Origin of the sequence: Chromobacterium subtsugae (assembly GCF_001676875.1) — a bacterium.
Taxonomy (GTDB): Bacteria; Pseudomonadota; Gammaproteobacteria; order Burkholderiales; family Chromobacteriaceae; genus Chromobacterium; species Chromobacterium subtsugae.
Genome location: NZ_JYKA01000015.1, coordinates 19906 through 35729 on the forward strand (window position 1 = coordinate 19906; position 15824 = coordinate 35729).

Genomic DNA, 15824 nt, shown 5'->3' on the forward strand with positions numbered 1-15824 from the left:
CGCCGGCCCGGTTCTCCCCCGCCTTACAGCGGCCCGTACACCGTGCCCTGGTTCTGGTCCACCCTGTCCCGCACCCAGAAGCGCCAGCCGTTGGCCTGGCCGTATTCGCCGACGATGTTCACCCCCTGCTGGCTGTTGTATTGGCCGGCCGGGATGTTATTGACCCCCGACGGGCTGATATGCAGCAGATAGGCCGGCTTCAGCGCCACCACCTCCGCCAGCCGCGCCGCGTAGCGCGTCGGGTCGCCGATGAAGTTGTTGTGCTCGACGGTGATGTGCTGCCTGTCCGGCCCGTAGGCCAGAAACTGGCAGCCGTTCATGCCGTCGGTGAACATGTAATACCTTGCCGGCTGCTGGGTGGGCAGCACGAACAGATTGATGTTGTTGGCCACCGGATGCGCGTAAAAACCGGGGATGTTCGGGCTGGCGGCGGTGGACTGCAGCACCGCCGCGTGCGCGCCCTGCGCCGCGAACTGGTATTTGCCGTTGCCGGGCGGAACCTGCGCCGGAATCAATATCGCCTGAGAACGCATGAAAGCCTGCGGGTTCTCCAGAAAATCGGTAGTCAAAGACATGCCATTCCTTTCCGTTTTACGATGCCGGGATTATTTGTGACCCGGCCGCTTGCCGATCGGTTTCCCTGCCGGCGCGGCCGATTTGTAAATCCGGCGCGCCCCTTGCTGGCGCCGGCGTCCAAACCTTAAACACCTGTTTAAATTGCGGCAACGGTAACAAAGGCCAGTCTGCTGCCCACTACCGGGCCGCCGCCTGCGCGCCTAGCAGGCGGCGCGACTGCGCCAGCAACACCCCGCCCACCAGCAGGCCCAGCAACAGATTGACCAGCGGCATCGCCAGCCATACCCCGTCCACGCCCAGCCACAGGGGCATCAGCCCCAGCGTCGGCAGCAACAGCAAGGTCTTGCTGATGGTGATGCCGAGAGCCAGCCGCGTCAGCGCCATCGCCTGCAGCGCGGTGCAGCCCACCACCACCAGGCCGTCCAACGGCATCGCCAGCAGATGCAGGCGCAGCGCATGGCTGCCGGCCGCCACCAAATCTTGGCTGCCGTCGCTGTACCAGCCGGCGATCCAGGCCGGAAACAGCTGCACCGCCGCCAGCGCCGCCAAGCCCAGCGCCAATCCCCCCCTGACGCCGTGCAGCAGCGCCTCGCGCGCCCGGCCCGGCTGGCCGGCGCCGGTGGCGTGGCCCAGCAGCGGCTGCATGCCCACCGCCAGGCCGTGGATCGCCAGCGTGAACAGCGCTTCGGTGTAGCCTGCCACCGCGTAGGCCGCCACGCTCAGGTCGTCGCCCCAGCGCAGCAGCTGGTGGTTGTGCGCGTACAGCAGCAAGGCGAGATTCAGCTCCATCAGCAGGCTGGGCGCGCCCAGCGCCAGGATGGGCCACAGCGCGGCCTTGTCCAGCCGCATATTGCCGACGCGCAGCCGCACCGCGGCATGGCGCGTGAAGAAATAGCCCAGGCCCAGCGCCACCACCACCGATTCGGCCAGCAGCGTGCCTATCGCCGAGCCGGCCAGCCCCAGGCCCAGCCCGCCCACCAGCAGGAAATTCAGCGGGATGTTCAATAGCGCGCCCAGGATGGTCAGCGCGGTGGCCAGGCCCGGGCGGCCATCGTTGCGCACCAGATAGGTGACCAGCATCTGCCCCATGGTCAGCGCCGCGCCGGCCAGCATCCACCACAGATAGGCGCGCGCCTGCGCCGCCACTTCAGGCTGGCCGTCGGCCTGCAGCCATTCCAGCAGCTTGCCGACGTTGGGCAGCCCCGCCAGCGGAATCGCCGCGCCCAGCAAGGCCAGCAGCGCCAGGGCCGCCAGCAGCGTGCCGCGCGCGCCGGCGACATCGCCGGCCCCCTGCCGGATCGCGATGCGGGTGGCCGCGCCCATGCTGACCATCGCGCCCAGGCCCACCTGCAGCATCACCAGCGGGTAGGCCAGATTGATGGCGGCCAGGCCGTGGCTGCCGACATAGTGGCCGACGAACACGCCGTCCACGATGGCGTACAGGCCGGTGACGACCATGCCGGCGACGGAGGGGATGGCGTAGCGCCAGAACAATGTGGACACCGGCAAGGTGTCCAGGTCTCGGGTATGCGAGTGAGCCACGGGGAACTGCCTGATGGATAAAACGGCGATTCTAACATTTAATCAGTCATGCATGATTAATTAATTTCCCGCACAATGGCGGCAAGCAAAAAGAAATGGACGACTCGCATGGCCCGCAAAACCAAGGAAGATTCGCAGAAAACCCGCGACGCCATTCTGGACGGCGCCGAACAGGCTTTTCTGGCCAAGGGCATCGCCAACGCCACCATGGCCGACATCGCCGAAGCCGCCGGCGTGTCGCGCGGCGCGGTCTACGGCCACTACGACAACAAGCTGCTGGTATGCCAGGCGATGATAGACCGCGCCTTCGCGCTGGACGCGCTGGACTTCCCCTCCCAGCGCGAATCGGCTTGCGACACCCTGCTGGCGGCCAGCCTCTACTACCTGGCCCAGTTCCTGGAGCCGGGCTCGCCGCAGCGGGTATTCGAAATCCTTTACCTCAAGTGCGAGCGCAGCGAGGAAAACCGCAGCGTGCTGCGCCGGCGCGAGATGATGGACCGGCTGACGCTGCACTACACCCGCCGCCAGCTGCGCCGCGCCATCGCCGGCCGCGAACTGCCGGCCACCCTGGACGTGGGCCTGGCCGCCGACTACCTGGTGTACCTGTTCCTGGGCCTTTACGACCTGCTGGAAACCGGGCCGGCGGCGCTGCCGCGCTGCGAACGCATCCTGCGCGGCGCGCTGGAAGCCCTGCCGCACGCGGCCAGCCTGCAGCGCCAGCCCTGACGGCTATTCGACATGGCGGCGGAAACGCCACAGCGCCAGCGCCAGCGTGGCCAGCGCGATCAGCCACAGCGGCAGCAGCCACGGCCAGGCGTCGGCGAAACCATAACCCTTGAGGAAAGTCCCCTTGAGAATGGGAATGAAGTAACTGAGCGGATTGAGCCGCGCCAGCCATTGCAGCGCCAGCGGCATGTTCTCGATCGGCGACACGTAGCCGGACAGGATCACCGCCGGCACCATGAAGGAAAACACCCCGAGGAAGGCCTGCTGCTGGGTATGGGAAATCGACGAGATGAACAGCCCCACCCCGGCCAGCGCCAGGCCGTAGCTGGCCATGCTGGCCAAGAGCAGCGGCAATGAACCGCCGAACGGCACCCGGTACGCCCACGCCGCCGCCGCGGCGATCAGGCTGCCCTGCAGCAAGGCCACCAGCACCCCCGGCAGCGCCTTGCCGGCCATGATGTAGGCCGGCGTCAGCGGCGACACCAGCAGCTGGTCGAAGGTGCCCTCTTCGCGCTCGCGCGCCACCGACAGCGCGGTGACGATCAGGCAGCCTATGGTGGTGATGATAGCCACCAGGCTGGGCAGCACGTGCCACTGGAACTCCAGGTTCGGGTTGTACAGATTGCGCACCACCACGCCGCCGGCCGCGCCGCCCGCCCTCTCCTGCGCGTAATCCGCCGCCACCTGGCCGACGTAAGCGCCGGCAATCTGCCCGCTGTTGGAGCGCCGCCCGTCCACGATCACCTGCAGCGGCGCGGCGCGCCCCGCCGCCAGATCGCGCGAGAAATCGGCCGGGAACACCACCGCCAGAAGCGCGTCCTGCCGGTCTATCGCCGCCCGCAGCCCCGCCTGGCTGGCCACTGGCACCACCCGGTCGAAAGTCGCGCTGGCCGACAAGCGCTTGATCAACTCCAGCGAGGCCGCGCCGCCGTCCTGGTTGTACACCGCCAGGCTGGCGTGCTTGACCTCCAGCGTGGCGGCGAACGGAAACACCAGCAGCTGCAGCAGCACCGGCACCACCAGCAACAGGCGGCCCTGGCGGCTGCCGGCGACGGCCTGAAGCTCCTTGATGATCAGCCACAGCAAGCGACGCCACATGGCTTCAGTCCAGGGTCCGGCGGGTTTTGCGCACGGTCTGGCCCAGCCAGAAGGCGCCGAGCAGGATCAGGCTGGCGGCATTGAACCACAGCAGCGACGGGATCACCCCGGCCTGGAACAACGTCTGCAGCGTGCTGGCGAAATAGCGCGCCGGCAGGATGCGCGTCAGCCATTGCAGGGGCGCCGGCATGCTGGAGATTTCAAACACGAAGCCCGACAGCATCAGCGCCGGCAGGTAGCCGGCGGTCAGCGCCGCCTGCGCCGCGTCGAACTGGCTTTTCAGCGTGGTAGACAAAAACAGCCCCATGCCCAGCGCATTGGCCAGAAACAGCGAGGACATCAGCCACAGCAGCCACAGCGGGCCGCGGAACGGCACCCCCATGACGAACACCGCCACCAGCAGGCACAGCAGCATGGCGGCGATGCCCAGCGCGTAGTAAGGCAGGATTTTGGACAGGATCAGCTCCGCCCGGCTCACCGGCGTGGCCAGCAGCGCCTCCATGGTGCCGCGCTCCCATTCGCGCGCCACCACCAGCGAGGACAGCAGCGCGCCGACGATGGTCATCACGATGGCGATGGTGCCCGGCACCAGAAAGTTGGGGCTTTCGGCGCTGGGGTTGAACCAGACGCGCTGGCGGATATCGATGGCCGCCGGCGGCGGCAGCTCCCGCTGCTCGGCCTCGGACTGCCGCCATTGCAGCCACACCCCCTGCGCGTAGGCGGCGACGAAATTGGCGGTATTGGGTTCGGCGCCGTCGGCCAGCAGCTGGATGGCGGCGCCGGCGCCGCGGCGGGAGAAATCATCGGGGATCACCACCGCGCCGCGTATCTCGCCATGCGCCAGTTGCTCTTCCAGCTGCGCGCGCGAAACCATCGGGTGCACCTCGAACGACGGCGAGCCGTAAAAGGCGGCCGCCAAACGCGCCGCTGCCGCGCCGCCATCCTGGTTCAGCAGGCCCAGCCGGATATGGGCTGAATCCAGATTCACCGCATAGCCCAGGATGAACAGCAGCGCCACCGGCAGGATGAAGGCGATCAGGATGCTGCTCGGATCGCGGACGATCTGAAAGCTCTCCTTGCGGCACAGCGCCAGCAGCCGGCGCAGCTTCAGTCCGCGCATCGGTCGGCCTCCTCCACCAGCTGGATGAAGGCGTCTTCCATGGTGGGATTGGGCCGCGCCGCGCTCGCCACCCCGCTTTTGAGCGCGTCCGGGGTGTCCAGCGCCAGCAGCTTGCCGCGGTAGATCAGCGCGATGCGGTCGCAGTATTCCGCCTCGTCCATGAAGTGGGTGGTCACCAGCACGGTGACGCCCTTGTCGGCCAGCCCGTTGATATGGGTCCAGAACTCGCGCCGCGTCACCGGGTCCACGCCGGAAGTCGGCTCGTCCAGGAACAACAGCGGCGGCTCGTGCATCACCGCGCAGGCCAGCGCCAGCCGCTGCTTGAAGCCCAGCGGCAGCGTGGCCGCCGGGCCGTCCAGATACGGCTCCAGGCCGAACACCCGCGCCATCTGCGCCACCTTGGCGCGCTGCGCCTGGCCCGCCAGGCCGTAGACGCCGGAGAAGAACATCAGGTTGCGCCGCACCGACAGCTGCGCGTACAGGGAAAACTTCTGCGCCATATAGCCCAGCTGCTGGCGGGCGGCGCTGGGGCTGGTCTTCAGGTCCATGCCCATCACCAGCGCCTGGCCGGCGCTGGGCTTCAATAACCCGCACTCCATCTTGAAAGTCGTCGACTTGCCGGCGCCGTTGGGGCCCAGCAAGCCGAACACCTCGCCGCGCCGCACCGCGAAGCTGACATTGTCGGTGGCGCGAAAATCGCCGAAGCGCTTGGTCAGCGCCCTGGCCTCTATCACCGCCTCCGCGCCGCGCGCCGGCACCGCCGGCATCACTTCCGCCAGCACCGAATCGCCGCCCGGCCCGCCGCCCAGCAGGCTGATGAAGGCGTCCTCCAGCCGCGGCGGCGCCGGCTCCAGCCGCGCGTCCGGCCCGGCTTCCGCCTGCGCCAGATCCGGCCATTCGCCCTCATGCCGCAGCAGCAGCCGCAGGCTGCCGCCCTGGATGGCGCCGTCCATCAGCTGCGGCTGGCGCAACAGCCTTTGCAGCAAGCGGCGGCGATTGCCGGCGATGCCGGACAGTTTCAGACAGCGCCCGGCCAGCGGACGCGTCAGCTCGGCCGGCGGCCCGGCGGCGCGGATGCGTCCCTGGTCCATCAGGTAAACCGCGTCGCAGCCTTCGGCCTCGTCCAGATAGGCGGTGCTGAGCAGCACGGTGATGCCGTCGGCCGACAGCGCGCGGATCAGCTTCCACAATTCGCGCCGCGAGATCGGATCCACCCCCACGCCCGGCTCGTCCAGCAGCAGCACCCGCGGCCTCCCCAGCAGCGAGCAGGCCAAACCCAGCTTCTGCTTCATGCCGCCGGACAGCTTGCCGGCGTGGCGGCCGGTGAACGGCGCCAGATCGGTCAGCGCCAGCAGCCGTTCGAAATCTTTTTCCCGCTCCGCGCCCGTCACATCGCGCAGGTCGGAGTACAGGTCGAGGTTCTCGCGCACCGTCAGGTCTTCGTACAGGCCGAACTTCTGCGGCATGTAGCCGACCTCGCGGCGCAGCCTCTCCCCATCCGCCTGCGGGTCCAGCCCCGCCACCCGCGCCGCGCCCAGGCTGGGCGCCAGCAGACCGGCCAGAATCCGCAGCAAGGTGGTTTTGCCCGCGCCGTCCGGCCCCACCAGGCCGGCGACGCAGCCGGCGGGAATCGACAGTTCGACATCGGCCAGCGCGTCGCGCTCGGCGCCGGGAAAACGCTTCGCCAGGCCTTGCGTCAGAATGGCCGGCACGGCGCTCATGGCGCCAGCCTCACCGTGACCGGCATGCCCTGGTTGAGGCCGGCGTCGGCGTCGCTCACCACGATGCGGATGCGGTAGACCAGCGAGGTGCGCAGATCGGCGGTTTCCACCGATTTCGGCGTGAATTCGGCGGTGGGCGACACGAAGCCCACCACGCCGTGATAGGTCTTGTCCGGATGGCTGTCGGTGCTCAGCAGCACCTTGCCGCCGCTGGGAAAGCGGCCCAACTGGGCCTCGCCGACATAGGCGCGCACCCACACCGGCTGGCGCAGCGACAAGCTGAAGGCCGGCGCGCCCGCCTGCACCATGCTGCCGGCCTCCACCGCCCGGGTCAGGATGATGCCGGCGCTGGGCGCCTGCAGATTGGCGTCGCGCAACGCCAGCCTGGCGGCGGCCAGGTCGGCGCGCGCCTGTTTCAGTTGGGCATCGGATTCGGCAATCTCTTCCGGACGGTAGCCCCTGGCCAGCGCCTGCCATTGCTGCGCGGCCGCGTCGCGCTGCGCCAGCGCCTGGTCGCGCTGCGAGCGGGCGGCCTCCAGCGACTGCTGGCTGCTGCCGCCGGCCGGCACCAAATCGCGCTGGCGGCGGTACTCGCTTTGCGCCTGCGTCAGCGCGGCCGCGGCGGCCTCCAGCCGGGCTTTGGCCTGGGCGATGTCCTCGCCGCGGTTGCCTTTGTGGATCAAGGCGTTGCGCGCGGCCAGCGCCGCCTCATTGGCCAGCGCCGCGTTCAGACTGTTGCGCAGCGGCTCGGCGTCCAGCCGCGCCAATATCTGCCCCGGCTGCACGCTGTCGCCCTCGTCCACCTGCACCGCGGCCAGGCGGCCGGATACGCGGAAAGCCAGGCTGAGCTCGCGGATGTCGACATTGCCGTACAAAGTGGCGTTCCGCTCCGCGCCGGCCGAGCGTTGATAGGCGTAATAGCCGGTGCCAGAAGCTGCCAGCGCCAGCGCCGCAAATGCGACCCCGATCTTCCTCATCCCGCCTCCCCCGCTTCGCCATGCCCGGCGCCATGTCATTTTTATACGCCCGCGCGGATGCAGCGGCAATGCAATGGATCAAACTTCGGCAGGAGAGCGCCCGCGCAGGCGGGCCGGGGCGGCTATCGCGCGGGTGCGCTCAGAGCGTTTTGCACATCAGGAAGCCGGCGCCGAACCACAAACCCACCACCATCAGAGGCTCGGCCATCTTGCCGCGCAGCAGCATCAACGGCGCGCGGAAACGGACGCGGATGGGCCACAGCAGCGGGATGCCGGCCGGCGTCAGCCAGTCGCCGGCCAAATGCGAGGCATAGCCGACGCAGATGCCCAGCACCACGGGCATCGCGTGCCCCAGCTTGACATGCCAGCCGTGCAGGCAGGCGGCGCAGGCGTAGAACACGCCGGCCACCGCCAGCAGGCTGTGGGTGATGCCGCGGTGGCCGAACAGATAGGCCACCGGGCGCGAAAGAAAGGGAATGCGCCGGCCCAGCCAGCTTTTGGGGTGGTCGATGTCCGGCAATAGCGAACCTGCCAGGCCGCCGGCCAACAGCAACAGCGCCATCAACGGCGGAAAATGCAGCAACAAGGCGGTGGACACCGCGCAAAACGCGCCAAACGCAACATGTGTGGCGACCATCATCCGGCTATCCCGCCGCTTTCCCTGCTGACCATCGTGCTGCCCCTGCGGCATATTGTTACCGTGCTACCGACCGCTCATGCCGCCATCGCCACCCGCGCGTCCGCCGCCATGGATTTCAGACCGAGGGCGGACAGCGGGCGCCATGCTACTGCATCGCGCGCCGGATGCAAAGAAAACTTGCCATCTGTGAAAGTAAAAGCCTGATCTTATGCCGACGCGCTGCCGGATTTGCGCTGATGGCTGTCAGTATCCGCCGGCGTCCAAGACGCCCACGGCCTCAACAGACAAGGAATTTGCCGTTTAGTGCCGCGGCGCCGGCCGGCGGAAAGCGTTATAGAATGAAACGGCCAGCAGCGCGCCCGCCGGCGCCGGGCGCCAGCCGGACCCGCCATCCGCCGACAACGAGGACCCCATGCCGCGACGCCCGCCCAGAATCCTTCGCCCGCTCTGCCTGGCCGCCATCGCGCCGCTGCTCGCGGCCGGGCCGCTGCGGGCGGAAACCATGACCTGGGTGCTGTCCGACTGGCCGCCCAACTTCATCGTGCGCGAAGGCAAGCCCACCATCGGGCAGAACGATGTCTATCTGCGGCTGATCATCGAACGCTGGCCGCAGGTGCAGCACCGCTTCGTCGTGATGAGCACCGCGCGCAGCATACTGGAGCTGCAGAACAAGACCCGCCTGTGCCGGCCCAACCTGATCCCCACCCCGGAGCGGCAGCGATTCGCCTATTTCACGCTGACCCATATGCAGCTGCCGCTGCAGCTGATCATCCGCCGCGACCTGGCGGCCAAGGCGCCGCTGAACGCCAAGGGCGAAGTGGAGCTGGCCAGGCTGATCCGCCAGCCGGGGCTGCGCGGCATCGTCGCCGCCGGCCGCAGCTACACCGCCGCGATCGACAGCGTGCTGGCCGCCGCGAAAACCGGCTCCAACATCCGCGCGCTGCAAAACCTGCCCGCCAACGAGGGCCTGTTCAAGCTGCTGGCGCTGGGCCGCGCCGACTACACGCTGGATTACGAGCCCAATCTCGAATACCACAATCGGCACAACCGCGACCAGACGCTAGCCGGCCTGCCGATAGCCGGCGCCGCGCTGATTCCGGTCGGCATCGCCTGTCCGCGCACCGAATGGGGGCTGCAGGCCATCCGCAAGATCGACGCGCTGCTCGCCCAGGCAGTCGCCGACCCCGCTTATCGCGCCGCGCAGGCCAGCTGGGCATCGCCGGCCTCCTTGCAGCGCTACAAGGCCGGGCTGGACCGCTTCTACCAGCAGCGCAGCCATCCCGCGCCCGCAGCGGAATTCGCGCCGCCGCTGCGGCCTTGAGCCCATACAAAGACAATGCCGGAGGATCGCTCCCCCGGCATCGTTCATCTCCCCGCGCGGCCTTGCGGCCTACACCTGGAACTGCGCCACCGACTGCCTGAGGCTGCCAGTCACCTCGTCTATCCGCTGTATGCTCTCCGACGCCTGGGTGGCTGCCACCGCGTTGCCGGAAGCCACCTGGGCGATCTGCTCGACGTGGCGGGCGATGTCCTGGCTGGCGGTGCCCTGCTCCTGCAGCGCGTGCGAGATGTCGTTGACCACCCGCACCACCTGGCTCGCGCTGCCGTGGATCTGCTGGATCAGCTGGCCGCCTTGCTCGGCCAGCTCCAGGCCGGTTCTCACCTTGGTCACTGTCTCGCTCATGTTCTGCCGCGACAGGTCCGAGCTGACCTGGATTTCGGTGATCATCGTCGCAGTCTGCTCGGTGGCCTTGGCGGTGCGCTCGGACAATTTTCGCACCTCGTCCGCCACCACCGCGAAGCCGCGGCCGCTCTCGCCGGCGCGCGCCGCCTCTATCGCCGCGTTCAAGGCCAAAAGATTGGTCTGGTCGGCGATGTCCTTGATCACCTGCATGATGTTGGAGATGGTGGCGGTCTTGCTGGCCAGGTCGGCGATCGCCGCTTCCGTCATGTCCACCGTGGCGCTGATGCCCTGCATCTCCTCCACCGCGCGCGCGATCACCTCGCTGCCGGTTTCCGACAGCTGGCCCGAGTCCTGCGACACCGAGCGGGCATCCTTGGCGTGCTGGGCGATGTGGTTGATGCTGACCGTCAGTTGCTCCACCGAGGCCGCCATCGCCGCCGCGCCTTCGCTCTGCCCCTGCGAGTTGTCCGCCACCATCTTGGCGCCGTCGACCACATCGGCGTTCAGCCGGCCCAGCTCCTCGGCATCGCGCATGATTTCCCCCACCAACTGGCGCAGTTGCGCCTGCATCTCGCGGATATGCGCCAGCAGGCTGTCGCCGTCGCCGGCCTCCAGCCGTATCTCGCGGTCCAGCTTGCCGGCGGCGATCTCGCGCACGATGGCGGCCGCCTCGGACGGCTCGGCGCCCAACTCGCGCATCACGCTGCGATACACCCACCAGCCCAAAGACAGGCTCACCGCCATGAACAGCAGCACCTGGGCGCCCACGCCCAGCAGCTGGCGCAGCAGCACCGTGTTGATGTCGTCGAGATACAGGCCGGTGCCCACTACCCAGCCCCAGCGGGCGGTGGTCTGGAAATACGCGAGCTTGGGCTGCGGCGCGCTGGTGCCCGGCTTGTCCCAGTAATACTCGGCGAAGCCCTTGCCGCCGTTTTCCCTCAGCACGCCGTCGAACAACTGGCCCATGCTGGTGCCGGCCGCGTCCTTCACTCCGTGCATGTCCCTGCCGACCAGCTTGGGATTCATGCCATGGGCCAGCCACACCATATTGCGGTCCAGCGTGAAGAAATACTCGCGGCCGTCGAAACGCAGCTTGCTCAGCTCCAGCAAAGCCTGCCGCTTGGCGTCCGCTTCCGGCACCAGGCCCTTTTCCGCCATTTCCTCATGCGCGGCCACCAGGCTGGCGGCCGCCTCCACCTGGCCGCGTACCTGATCGTGGCGGTCGGACAGCATTTGCTGGCGCAAAGCGTTCATCAGCAACGCGCCCAATACGCATACCAATACGATGGTGCTGGCGGTCTGCAGCAGCAATCGTCGCTTCAATGAAATGGTTTTCGCCATTGCCCCATCCGATGATTTGTAAACAGCTGGCAACGATAGCGCATTCAATTATTCATTTTCAATATCAATATCCAATTTATTGACTTTTGTCATGCCATGCCGCCGAAAAATCTGCCGGATGGTCGGCGCGGCATGCTTCTTCTTGACTTTTATATCTTAAGACATATATCTTAAGATAGTTATCTCTTGCAGGAGCCGCCATGCGCTTCTTTCGCCACGACTCCGGCCGCCATTGCGGCGGCCGCCGCCACGCCCATCACGCCGGCGACAGCGAACACCTGTCGCGCGGCCGCAAATTCAGCTCCGACGACCTGCAATTGCTGTTGCTGGCGCTGATAGCCGAGCGCCCAAGCCACGGCTACGAACTGATCAAGGCGCTGGCCAGCCGCTCCAACGGCTATTACAGCCCCAGCCCGGGCATGGTCTATCCCGCCCTCACCTATCTGGAGGAAATCGGCCATGTCACCGTGGCGAGCAGCGGCAACCGCAAGTGCTATTCGATCGCAGAACCCGGCCGCCTGCACCTGGCAGTCAACCGCGAACATGTGGAGCGGATGCTGGCCAAGCTGGAGCACATCGGCCGCAAGATGGAGCTGGCCCGCCGCGCCTACGCCGGCGAGGAAATCGGCGAAGAAGGCGCGGCCGGCTGGGTCCGGGAGCTGATAGAGGCCCGCCGCGCGCTCAAGCACGCGCTGCTGCTGCGCGACAAGGCCGACGCCGACGAGCAACGCCGCATCGCCGACATCCTGCAACGCGCCACTGCCGAGATCATCGGCCAAAATTAATAAAGGACCACCCATGCGCCACGATCTGACCATACAAAAACTGCGCCACCCGCTGCAATTCCGCTTGCTGCGGGTTAGCCGCATAGAGCGGCTCGCCGGGCGCCTGCTGCGCGTCACCTTGAGCGGCGCCGACCTGGAGGGCTTCGCCTCCTCCTCATTCGACGACCACGTCAAGCTGTTCTTCCCCGCGCCCGGCGAGATCCGGCCCGTCAGCCCCTCCGTCGGCGAGGGCGGCATCGTCTTCCCGGCCGACCAAGCCAAGCCTGCGATGCGCGACTACACGCCGCGCCGTTACGCCGCCGACGCCGGCGAGCTGGACATAGACTTCGTGCTGCACGAAGGCGGCGTCGCCTCCGACTGGGCCGCCCAAGCCCAGGTCGGCCACTATCTGGGCGTAGGCGGACCGCGCGGCTCGCGCGTGGTGCCGACGGGATTCGACTGGCACTGGCTGATTGGCGACGAAACGGCGCTGCCGGCGATCAGCCGCCGGCTGGAAGAGCTGCCGGCCGACAGCCGCGGCGCCGCCGTCATCCTGGTAGACAACGCCGATGCCCGCCTGCCCCTTGGCGGCCCAGCCGGCATGGAAATCATCTGGCGCCAGCGCGACCGGCGACAAGACCTGCTGCAGACGGTGACGGAAATGCCCCTGCCGGGCGGCGATGGATATGTCTGGGCCGCAGGGGAAAGCGGCGAAATGCGCGCCGTGCATAAACATCTGCAGCTGCGCGGCGTGGACAAGGACAGGATGCGTGTGGCCGGCTACTGGAAACGCGGCGACGCCGGCGCGCATGAAACCATAGGCGAATAAGAGCAAACCCGTCGCAGCAGGCCAGGCCGCCCGCCTGCCTGCCTGCGGACGCATGCATCGCGCAACAGCGGCCCCTGGATGGATGCCGGCGATCATCACCCCATCCATCACTCAATCGATCATCACGCCATGCCGAAAAACCATCGTCATTTTGAAAACATAATCGCGGTAAAACATTTTTATAACTGCATAAAAGCGTTCATATACTGATTTTCTCCATCTCAGCGCCCAACAATCCCCCGCCATCGCCATTCTCTGCAGCCGGCTTAAAATCCGCAGTCCAAAACGAATACCTGCATGAAAGCCCGGCGCGCCAGGCTTTCCAATGCCATCCCCCAGTAAAAATACTTATTCATATCATCCGATAAAAAATATTGCGGCATAAAGGTATATCAAAAAAATCTTGCATTTTGGGTAAGCATTTCTACGCTGAAAAATCGCATACCGGCTGTTGAGTCTTCAGAATGTTGGTTGATTAGCAAAGGATATTGACATGGAAATGTTCGATATACGGCAACCTCTGTCGCGACACCATCTGGACCAGCGCTTTCCCTCTTGCCTGCACGTTCCCGCCGGCGTTCAGGAAACCCGGATCGAGCCTGGCTGCACCGCGTACGGCTTCGTGCAGCAGGGACAGATGCTCGTCTCCCATGCCGGCCTCAACCAGATGCTGCACGCCGGCATGTTCTTCTCGATTCCCGGCCCCGCCCTGCTCAGCCCCTTCGTCGGCCTGGTCGGCATCCGCCAGGACTATCACGGCGCGCCGCTGTACGGCGGCCCGATAGAACGGCTGGGCCGGCTGAAATACATCGACGGTTGCTCCGACAGCCTGCTGATTTCGCCGATGATCAAGGGCGACCCCTGCCTCAACTATCTTTACGTGCCACCGCATCTGCACCAAACCGCCCACACCCACCCATCGGTGCGCATCGGCATCATCATCGAAGGCGAAGGCTACTGTCTGACCGAACACGAGCGCCTGGAACTGGTTGCCGGCAAGATCTTCGTGTTGCCGGCCGACGAAATCCATAGCTTCCACACCGAGCACAGCCCGCTGCGCATCGTGATCTATCACCCGGATTCCGACTTCGGCCCCACCCACGAAGAACATCCGATGATCAACCGCACCCTGGTGGATGGCGTCTCCCTGGCCGGCGACAACCCTTACCGCACCAGCAAAATCGCCGAATACGTAGCCAACTGAGCGCCCCATGCCAAGAGACGTTCACCCAGGCCCGCCCTGCCCCCAGCTTGGCGCCGACGCGCTGTCCGGCGCGTTGCCGCCGCTGCCTGCCTGGCTGGCAGACCCCAGACCAGCCGCGCCGCGCCTGCCGTGGCCGCCGCGCCCGGACAGGCGGGACCCCGGCCTGAGCCAGGGCGAGTTCGCCCGCCTGCTCAAGCACGCCGGCGTTTGCGATCTCGGCGCCGTGCCGGTGCCGGGCGCCTGCGTGCTGCTGCCGTGGGGGGTGGCGCTGAGCGAAAGGCTGGCGGGGCTGCTGCGCGCCGCCCTCGACGATCTGGGACTGGACGAATACGCCTATCCGCACGTGGTGCCGCAGGAATGTTTCGAGCCGATGGCCGATTTGCTCGATGCCGAACGCTGCCTGTTGCAGGTCGCCACCGGCCACGACCGCGAACGCAACCGCCTGCGCGGCGTGCTGACGCCCACCGGCGAACAGGTGATCGCCAGCCACTGGCGGCAGCTGGTCACCCAGGCCGAGGCGCTGCCTATCCGCATGTTCCAGCGCGCGCGCTACTTCCGCCCGGTCAGTTCGGCCGACCGCAGCGGCAAAGGGGTGTTCGCCGCGCTGGAGGCGGCCGACGTCTTCGAATTCCACTGCTGCCACGCCGCCATGGAAGAGGCGCAGGGCGACCTGCAACGGCTGCACCTAGGGCTGGAACGGCTGGCAGAATCGCTTTGCCTGCCGCAATTTGTCGGCGTGCGCCCGCCCTGGGGCAACCGCGAAGCCCTGTACGAATGGGCGCTGGGCGGCGACACCCCGTTGCCCAGCGGCGAATGCGTGCAGACTTCGGCGCTGTATTTCCAAGGCCAGCGCTTGTCCAGCCGCTACGACATCGGCCTGGGCAAAGGCGAGCGGCGGCGGCACGCCTGGCAGCTGGACGGCTTCGCCAGCCGCAGGATGCTGTACGCCCAGCTATGCCTGTCGGCCAAGGCCGATGGCTCCCTGACGGTGCACCCGCAGCTGGCGGCGACCCAGGTGGCCATCCTGGCGCGCAGCCAGGATGAAGACGAACGGCGCTTTCTGGAGACGCTGCGGGAACAACTGAAGGCCTGCGGCCTGCGTCCGGCTCTGGAGCGCTGCGCCGATGCCCGGACGCTGACTTCGCGGATGCGGCAATGGCGGCACCGCGGCGCGCCGCTGCTGCTGCTGTATTTCGGCCGCCGCCACGCGCAAGACCAACCCAGGCTGCGCCTGTACCGCACCGATGCCGACCTCGAGCTGGAAGCCGCTGCGGACTGCGCAGCGGAGGCGCTGGCGCAGCAGCTGGCGGACGCGCTGGCCGACGTAGAAGCCGACGCGGGCGCCGATGTCCTGCGGCGCGCCCGCAGCCAGATCGCCTTCGCCGGCTCGGAGGCCGAAGCCAAGCAGGCGTTGGCGGCGCGCAAGAGCGTGATCGCGCCCGTCAGCCCGACCCGCCGCCACGCGGAGGCCGCGGCGGCGTGGCAAATGGGAGAGCTGTGCAGTTTCGCGGCGGCGGACGAACCCGCCCCATGCATTTTCTCAGGCCGACCGACCTGGGCGCGCGCCCTGCTGTCGCGACGCATCTGACCCCTATCTTGAGC

14 protein-coding genes are annotated in these 15824 nt (G+C 67.2%); 6 read left to right on the forward strand and 8 right to left on the reverse strand.

Going from position 1 to position 15824, the window contains the following annotated elements; all coding sequences use genetic code 11:
- Positions 1-23 precede the first annotated feature (23 nt).
- Together MY55_RS16485 and MY55_RS16490 are read right to left on the reverse strand one after the other, a co-directional pair.
- Positions 24-575, reverse strand: coding sequence for a hypothetical protein (locus tag MY55_RS16485; RefSeq protein WP_043573479.1), 552 nt, complete (start codon positions 573-575; stop codon positions 24-26).
- 178 nt (positions 576-753) lie between these two features.
- The gene (locus MY55_RS16490; RefSeq protein WP_157889353.1) at positions 754-2118 is read right to left on the reverse strand and encodes an MATE family efflux transporter; all 1365 of its coding nucleotides are present in this window, start codon (positions 2116-2118) and stop codon (positions 754-756) included.
- A 108-nt stretch (positions 2119-2226) separates the two neighbouring features.
- Between MY55_RS16490 and MY55_RS16495 the strand changes: the two genes are divergently transcribed.
- Positions 2227-2844, forward strand: coding sequence for a TetR family transcriptional regulator (locus MY55_RS16495; RefSeq protein WP_065202733.1), 618 nt, complete (start codon positions 2227-2229; stop codon positions 2842-2844).
- Between the two features lie 3 nt (positions 2845-2847).
- On the opposite strand, the gene MY55_RS16500 is transcribed toward MY55_RS16495, so the two are convergent.
- The 5 genes from MY55_RS16500 to MY55_RS16520 all read right to left on the reverse strand — a co-directional run bounded on the left by MY55_RS16500 (position 2848) and on the right by MY55_RS16520 (position 8400).
- Positions 2848-3942, reverse strand: coding sequence for an ABC transporter permease (locus MY55_RS16500; protein ID WP_047237615.1), 1095 nt, complete (start codon positions 3940-3942; stop codon positions 2848-2850).
- A gap of 4 nt (positions 3943-3946) precedes the next feature.
- Positions 3947-5062 (reverse strand): ABC transporter permease, encoded by a 1116-nt coding sequence (locus MY55_RS16505; protein WP_047237614.1) that lies wholly within the window; start codon positions 5060-5062, stop codon positions 3947-3949.
- Complete coding sequence (locus MY55_RS16510) at positions 5050-6783, reverse strand: ATP-binding cassette domain-containing protein (protein WP_047237613.1); 1734 nt, start codon at positions 6781-6783, stop codon at positions 5050-5052. Before MY55_RS16510 ends, MY55_RS16505 begins: the two co-directional genes overlap by 13 nt.
- Entirely contained in the window at positions 6780-7760 is a 981-nt protein-coding gene (hlyD, locus tag MY55_RS16515; protein WP_047237612.1) for a secretion protein HlyD, read from the reverse strand. The genes MY55_RS16510 and hlyD overlap by 4 nt, the downstream gene beginning before the upstream one ends.
- A 139-nt stretch (positions 7761-7899) precedes the next feature.
- Positions 7900-8400: a metal-dependent hydrolase gene (locus MY55_RS16520; protein ID WP_052257959.1), complete on the reverse strand. Its 501-nt coding sequence runs from the start codon at positions 8398-8400 to the stop codon at positions 7900-7902.
- A gap of 412 nt (positions 8401-8812) precedes the next feature.
- On the opposite strand from MY55_RS16520, the gene MY55_RS16525 reads away from it, so the two are divergent.
- On the forward strand, positions 8813-9721 hold the full coding sequence (locus MY55_RS16525; RefSeq protein WP_047249614.1) for a TIGR02285 family protein: 909 nt from the start codon (positions 8813-8815) through the stop codon (positions 9719-9721).
- 69 nt (positions 9722-9790) lie between these two features.
- On the opposite strand, the gene MY55_RS16530 is transcribed toward MY55_RS16525, so the two are convergent.
- Complete coding sequence (locus tag MY55_RS16530) at positions 9791-11425, reverse strand: methyl-accepting chemotaxis protein (protein ID WP_047237610.1); 1635 nt, start codon at positions 11423-11425, stop codon at positions 9791-9793.
- Between the two features lie 200 nt (positions 11426-11625).
- On the opposite strand from MY55_RS16530, the gene MY55_RS16535 reads away from it, so the two are divergent.
- From MY55_RS16535 to MY55_RS23170, 4 genes are all read left to right on the forward strand, one after another.
- Positions 11626-12210 (forward strand): PadR family transcriptional regulator, encoded by a 585-nt coding sequence (locus MY55_RS16535; protein WP_052257958.1) that lies wholly within the window; start codon positions 11626-11628, stop codon positions 12208-12210.
- A gap of 13 nt (positions 12211-12223) precedes the next feature.
- A complete protein-coding gene (locus MY55_RS16540) occupies positions 12224-13018 on the forward strand; it encodes a siderophore-interacting protein (protein WP_043573461.1) in 795 nt (264 codons plus the stop codon).
- A gap of 493 nt (positions 13019-13511) precedes the next feature.
- Positions 13512-14222 carry a cupin domain-containing protein gene (locus tag MY55_RS16545; RefSeq protein WP_081284726.1) on the forward strand — a complete coding sequence of 237 codons (711 nt, stop codon included), beginning with the start codon at positions 13512-13514 and terminating at the stop codon, positions 14220-14222.
- A 7-nt stretch (positions 14223-14229) separates the two neighbouring features.
- Positions 14230-15810 (forward strand): class-II aminoacyl-tRNA synthetase family protein, encoded by a 1581-nt coding sequence (locus tag MY55_RS23170; protein WP_155419283.1) that lies wholly within the window; start codon positions 14230-14232, stop codon positions 15808-15810.
- Positions 15811-15824: the final 14 nt, after the last annotated feature.

Excerpts from the sequence above, each read along its gene's own strand:
- MY55_RS16485 (WP_043573479.1), bottom strand. The coding sequence starts at position 575 with ATGTCTTTGACTACCGATTTTCTGGAGAACCCGCAGGCTTTCATGCGT.
- MY55_RS16495 (WP_065202733.1), top strand. The coding sequence starts at position 2,227 with ATGGCCCGCAAAACCAAGGAAGATTCGCAGAAAACCCGCGACGCCATT.
- MY55_RS16500 (WP_047237615.1), bottom strand. The coding sequence starts at position 3,942 with ATGTGGCGTCGCTTGCTGTGGCTGATCATCAAGGAGCTTCAGGCCGTC.
- MY55_RS16505 (WP_047237614.1), bottom strand. The coding sequence starts at position 5,062 with ATGCGCGGACTGAAGCTGCGCCGGCTGCTGGCGCTGTGCCGCAAGGAG.
- MY55_RS16510 (WP_047237613.1), bottom strand. The coding sequence starts at position 6,783 with ATGAGCGCCGTGCCGGCCATTCTGACGCAAGGCCTGGCGAAGCGTTTT.
- hlyD (WP_047237612.1), bottom strand. The coding sequence starts at position 7,760 with ATGAGGAAGATCGGGGTCGCATTTGCGGCGCTGGCGCTGGCAGCTTCT.
- MY55_RS16520 (WP_052257959.1), bottom strand. The coding sequence starts at position 8,400 with ATGATGGTCGCCACACATGTTGCGTTTGGCGCGTTTTGCGCGGTGTCC.
- MY55_RS16525 (WP_047249614.1), top strand. The coding sequence starts at position 8,813 with ATGCCGCGACGCCCGCCCAGAATCCTTCGCCCGCTCTGCCTGGCCGCC.
- MY55_RS16530 (WP_047237610.1), bottom strand. The coding sequence starts at position 11,425 with ATGGCGAAAACCATTTCATTGAAGCGACGATTGCTGCTGCAGACCGCC.
- MY55_RS16535 (WP_052257958.1), top strand. The coding sequence starts at position 11,626 with ATGCGCTTCTTTCGCCACGACTCCGGCCGCCATTGCGGCGGCCGCCGC.
- MY55_RS16540 (WP_043573461.1), top strand. The coding sequence starts at position 12,224 with ATGCGCCACGATCTGACCATACAAAAACTGCGCCACCCGCTGCAATTC.
- MY55_RS16545 (WP_081284726.1), top strand. The coding sequence starts at position 13,512 with ATGGAAATGTTCGATATACGGCAACCTCTGTCGCGACACCATCTGGAC.
- MY55_RS23170 (WP_155419283.1), top strand. The coding sequence starts at position 14,230 with ATGCCAAGAGACGTTCACCCAGGCCCGCCCTGCCCCCAGCTTGGCGCC.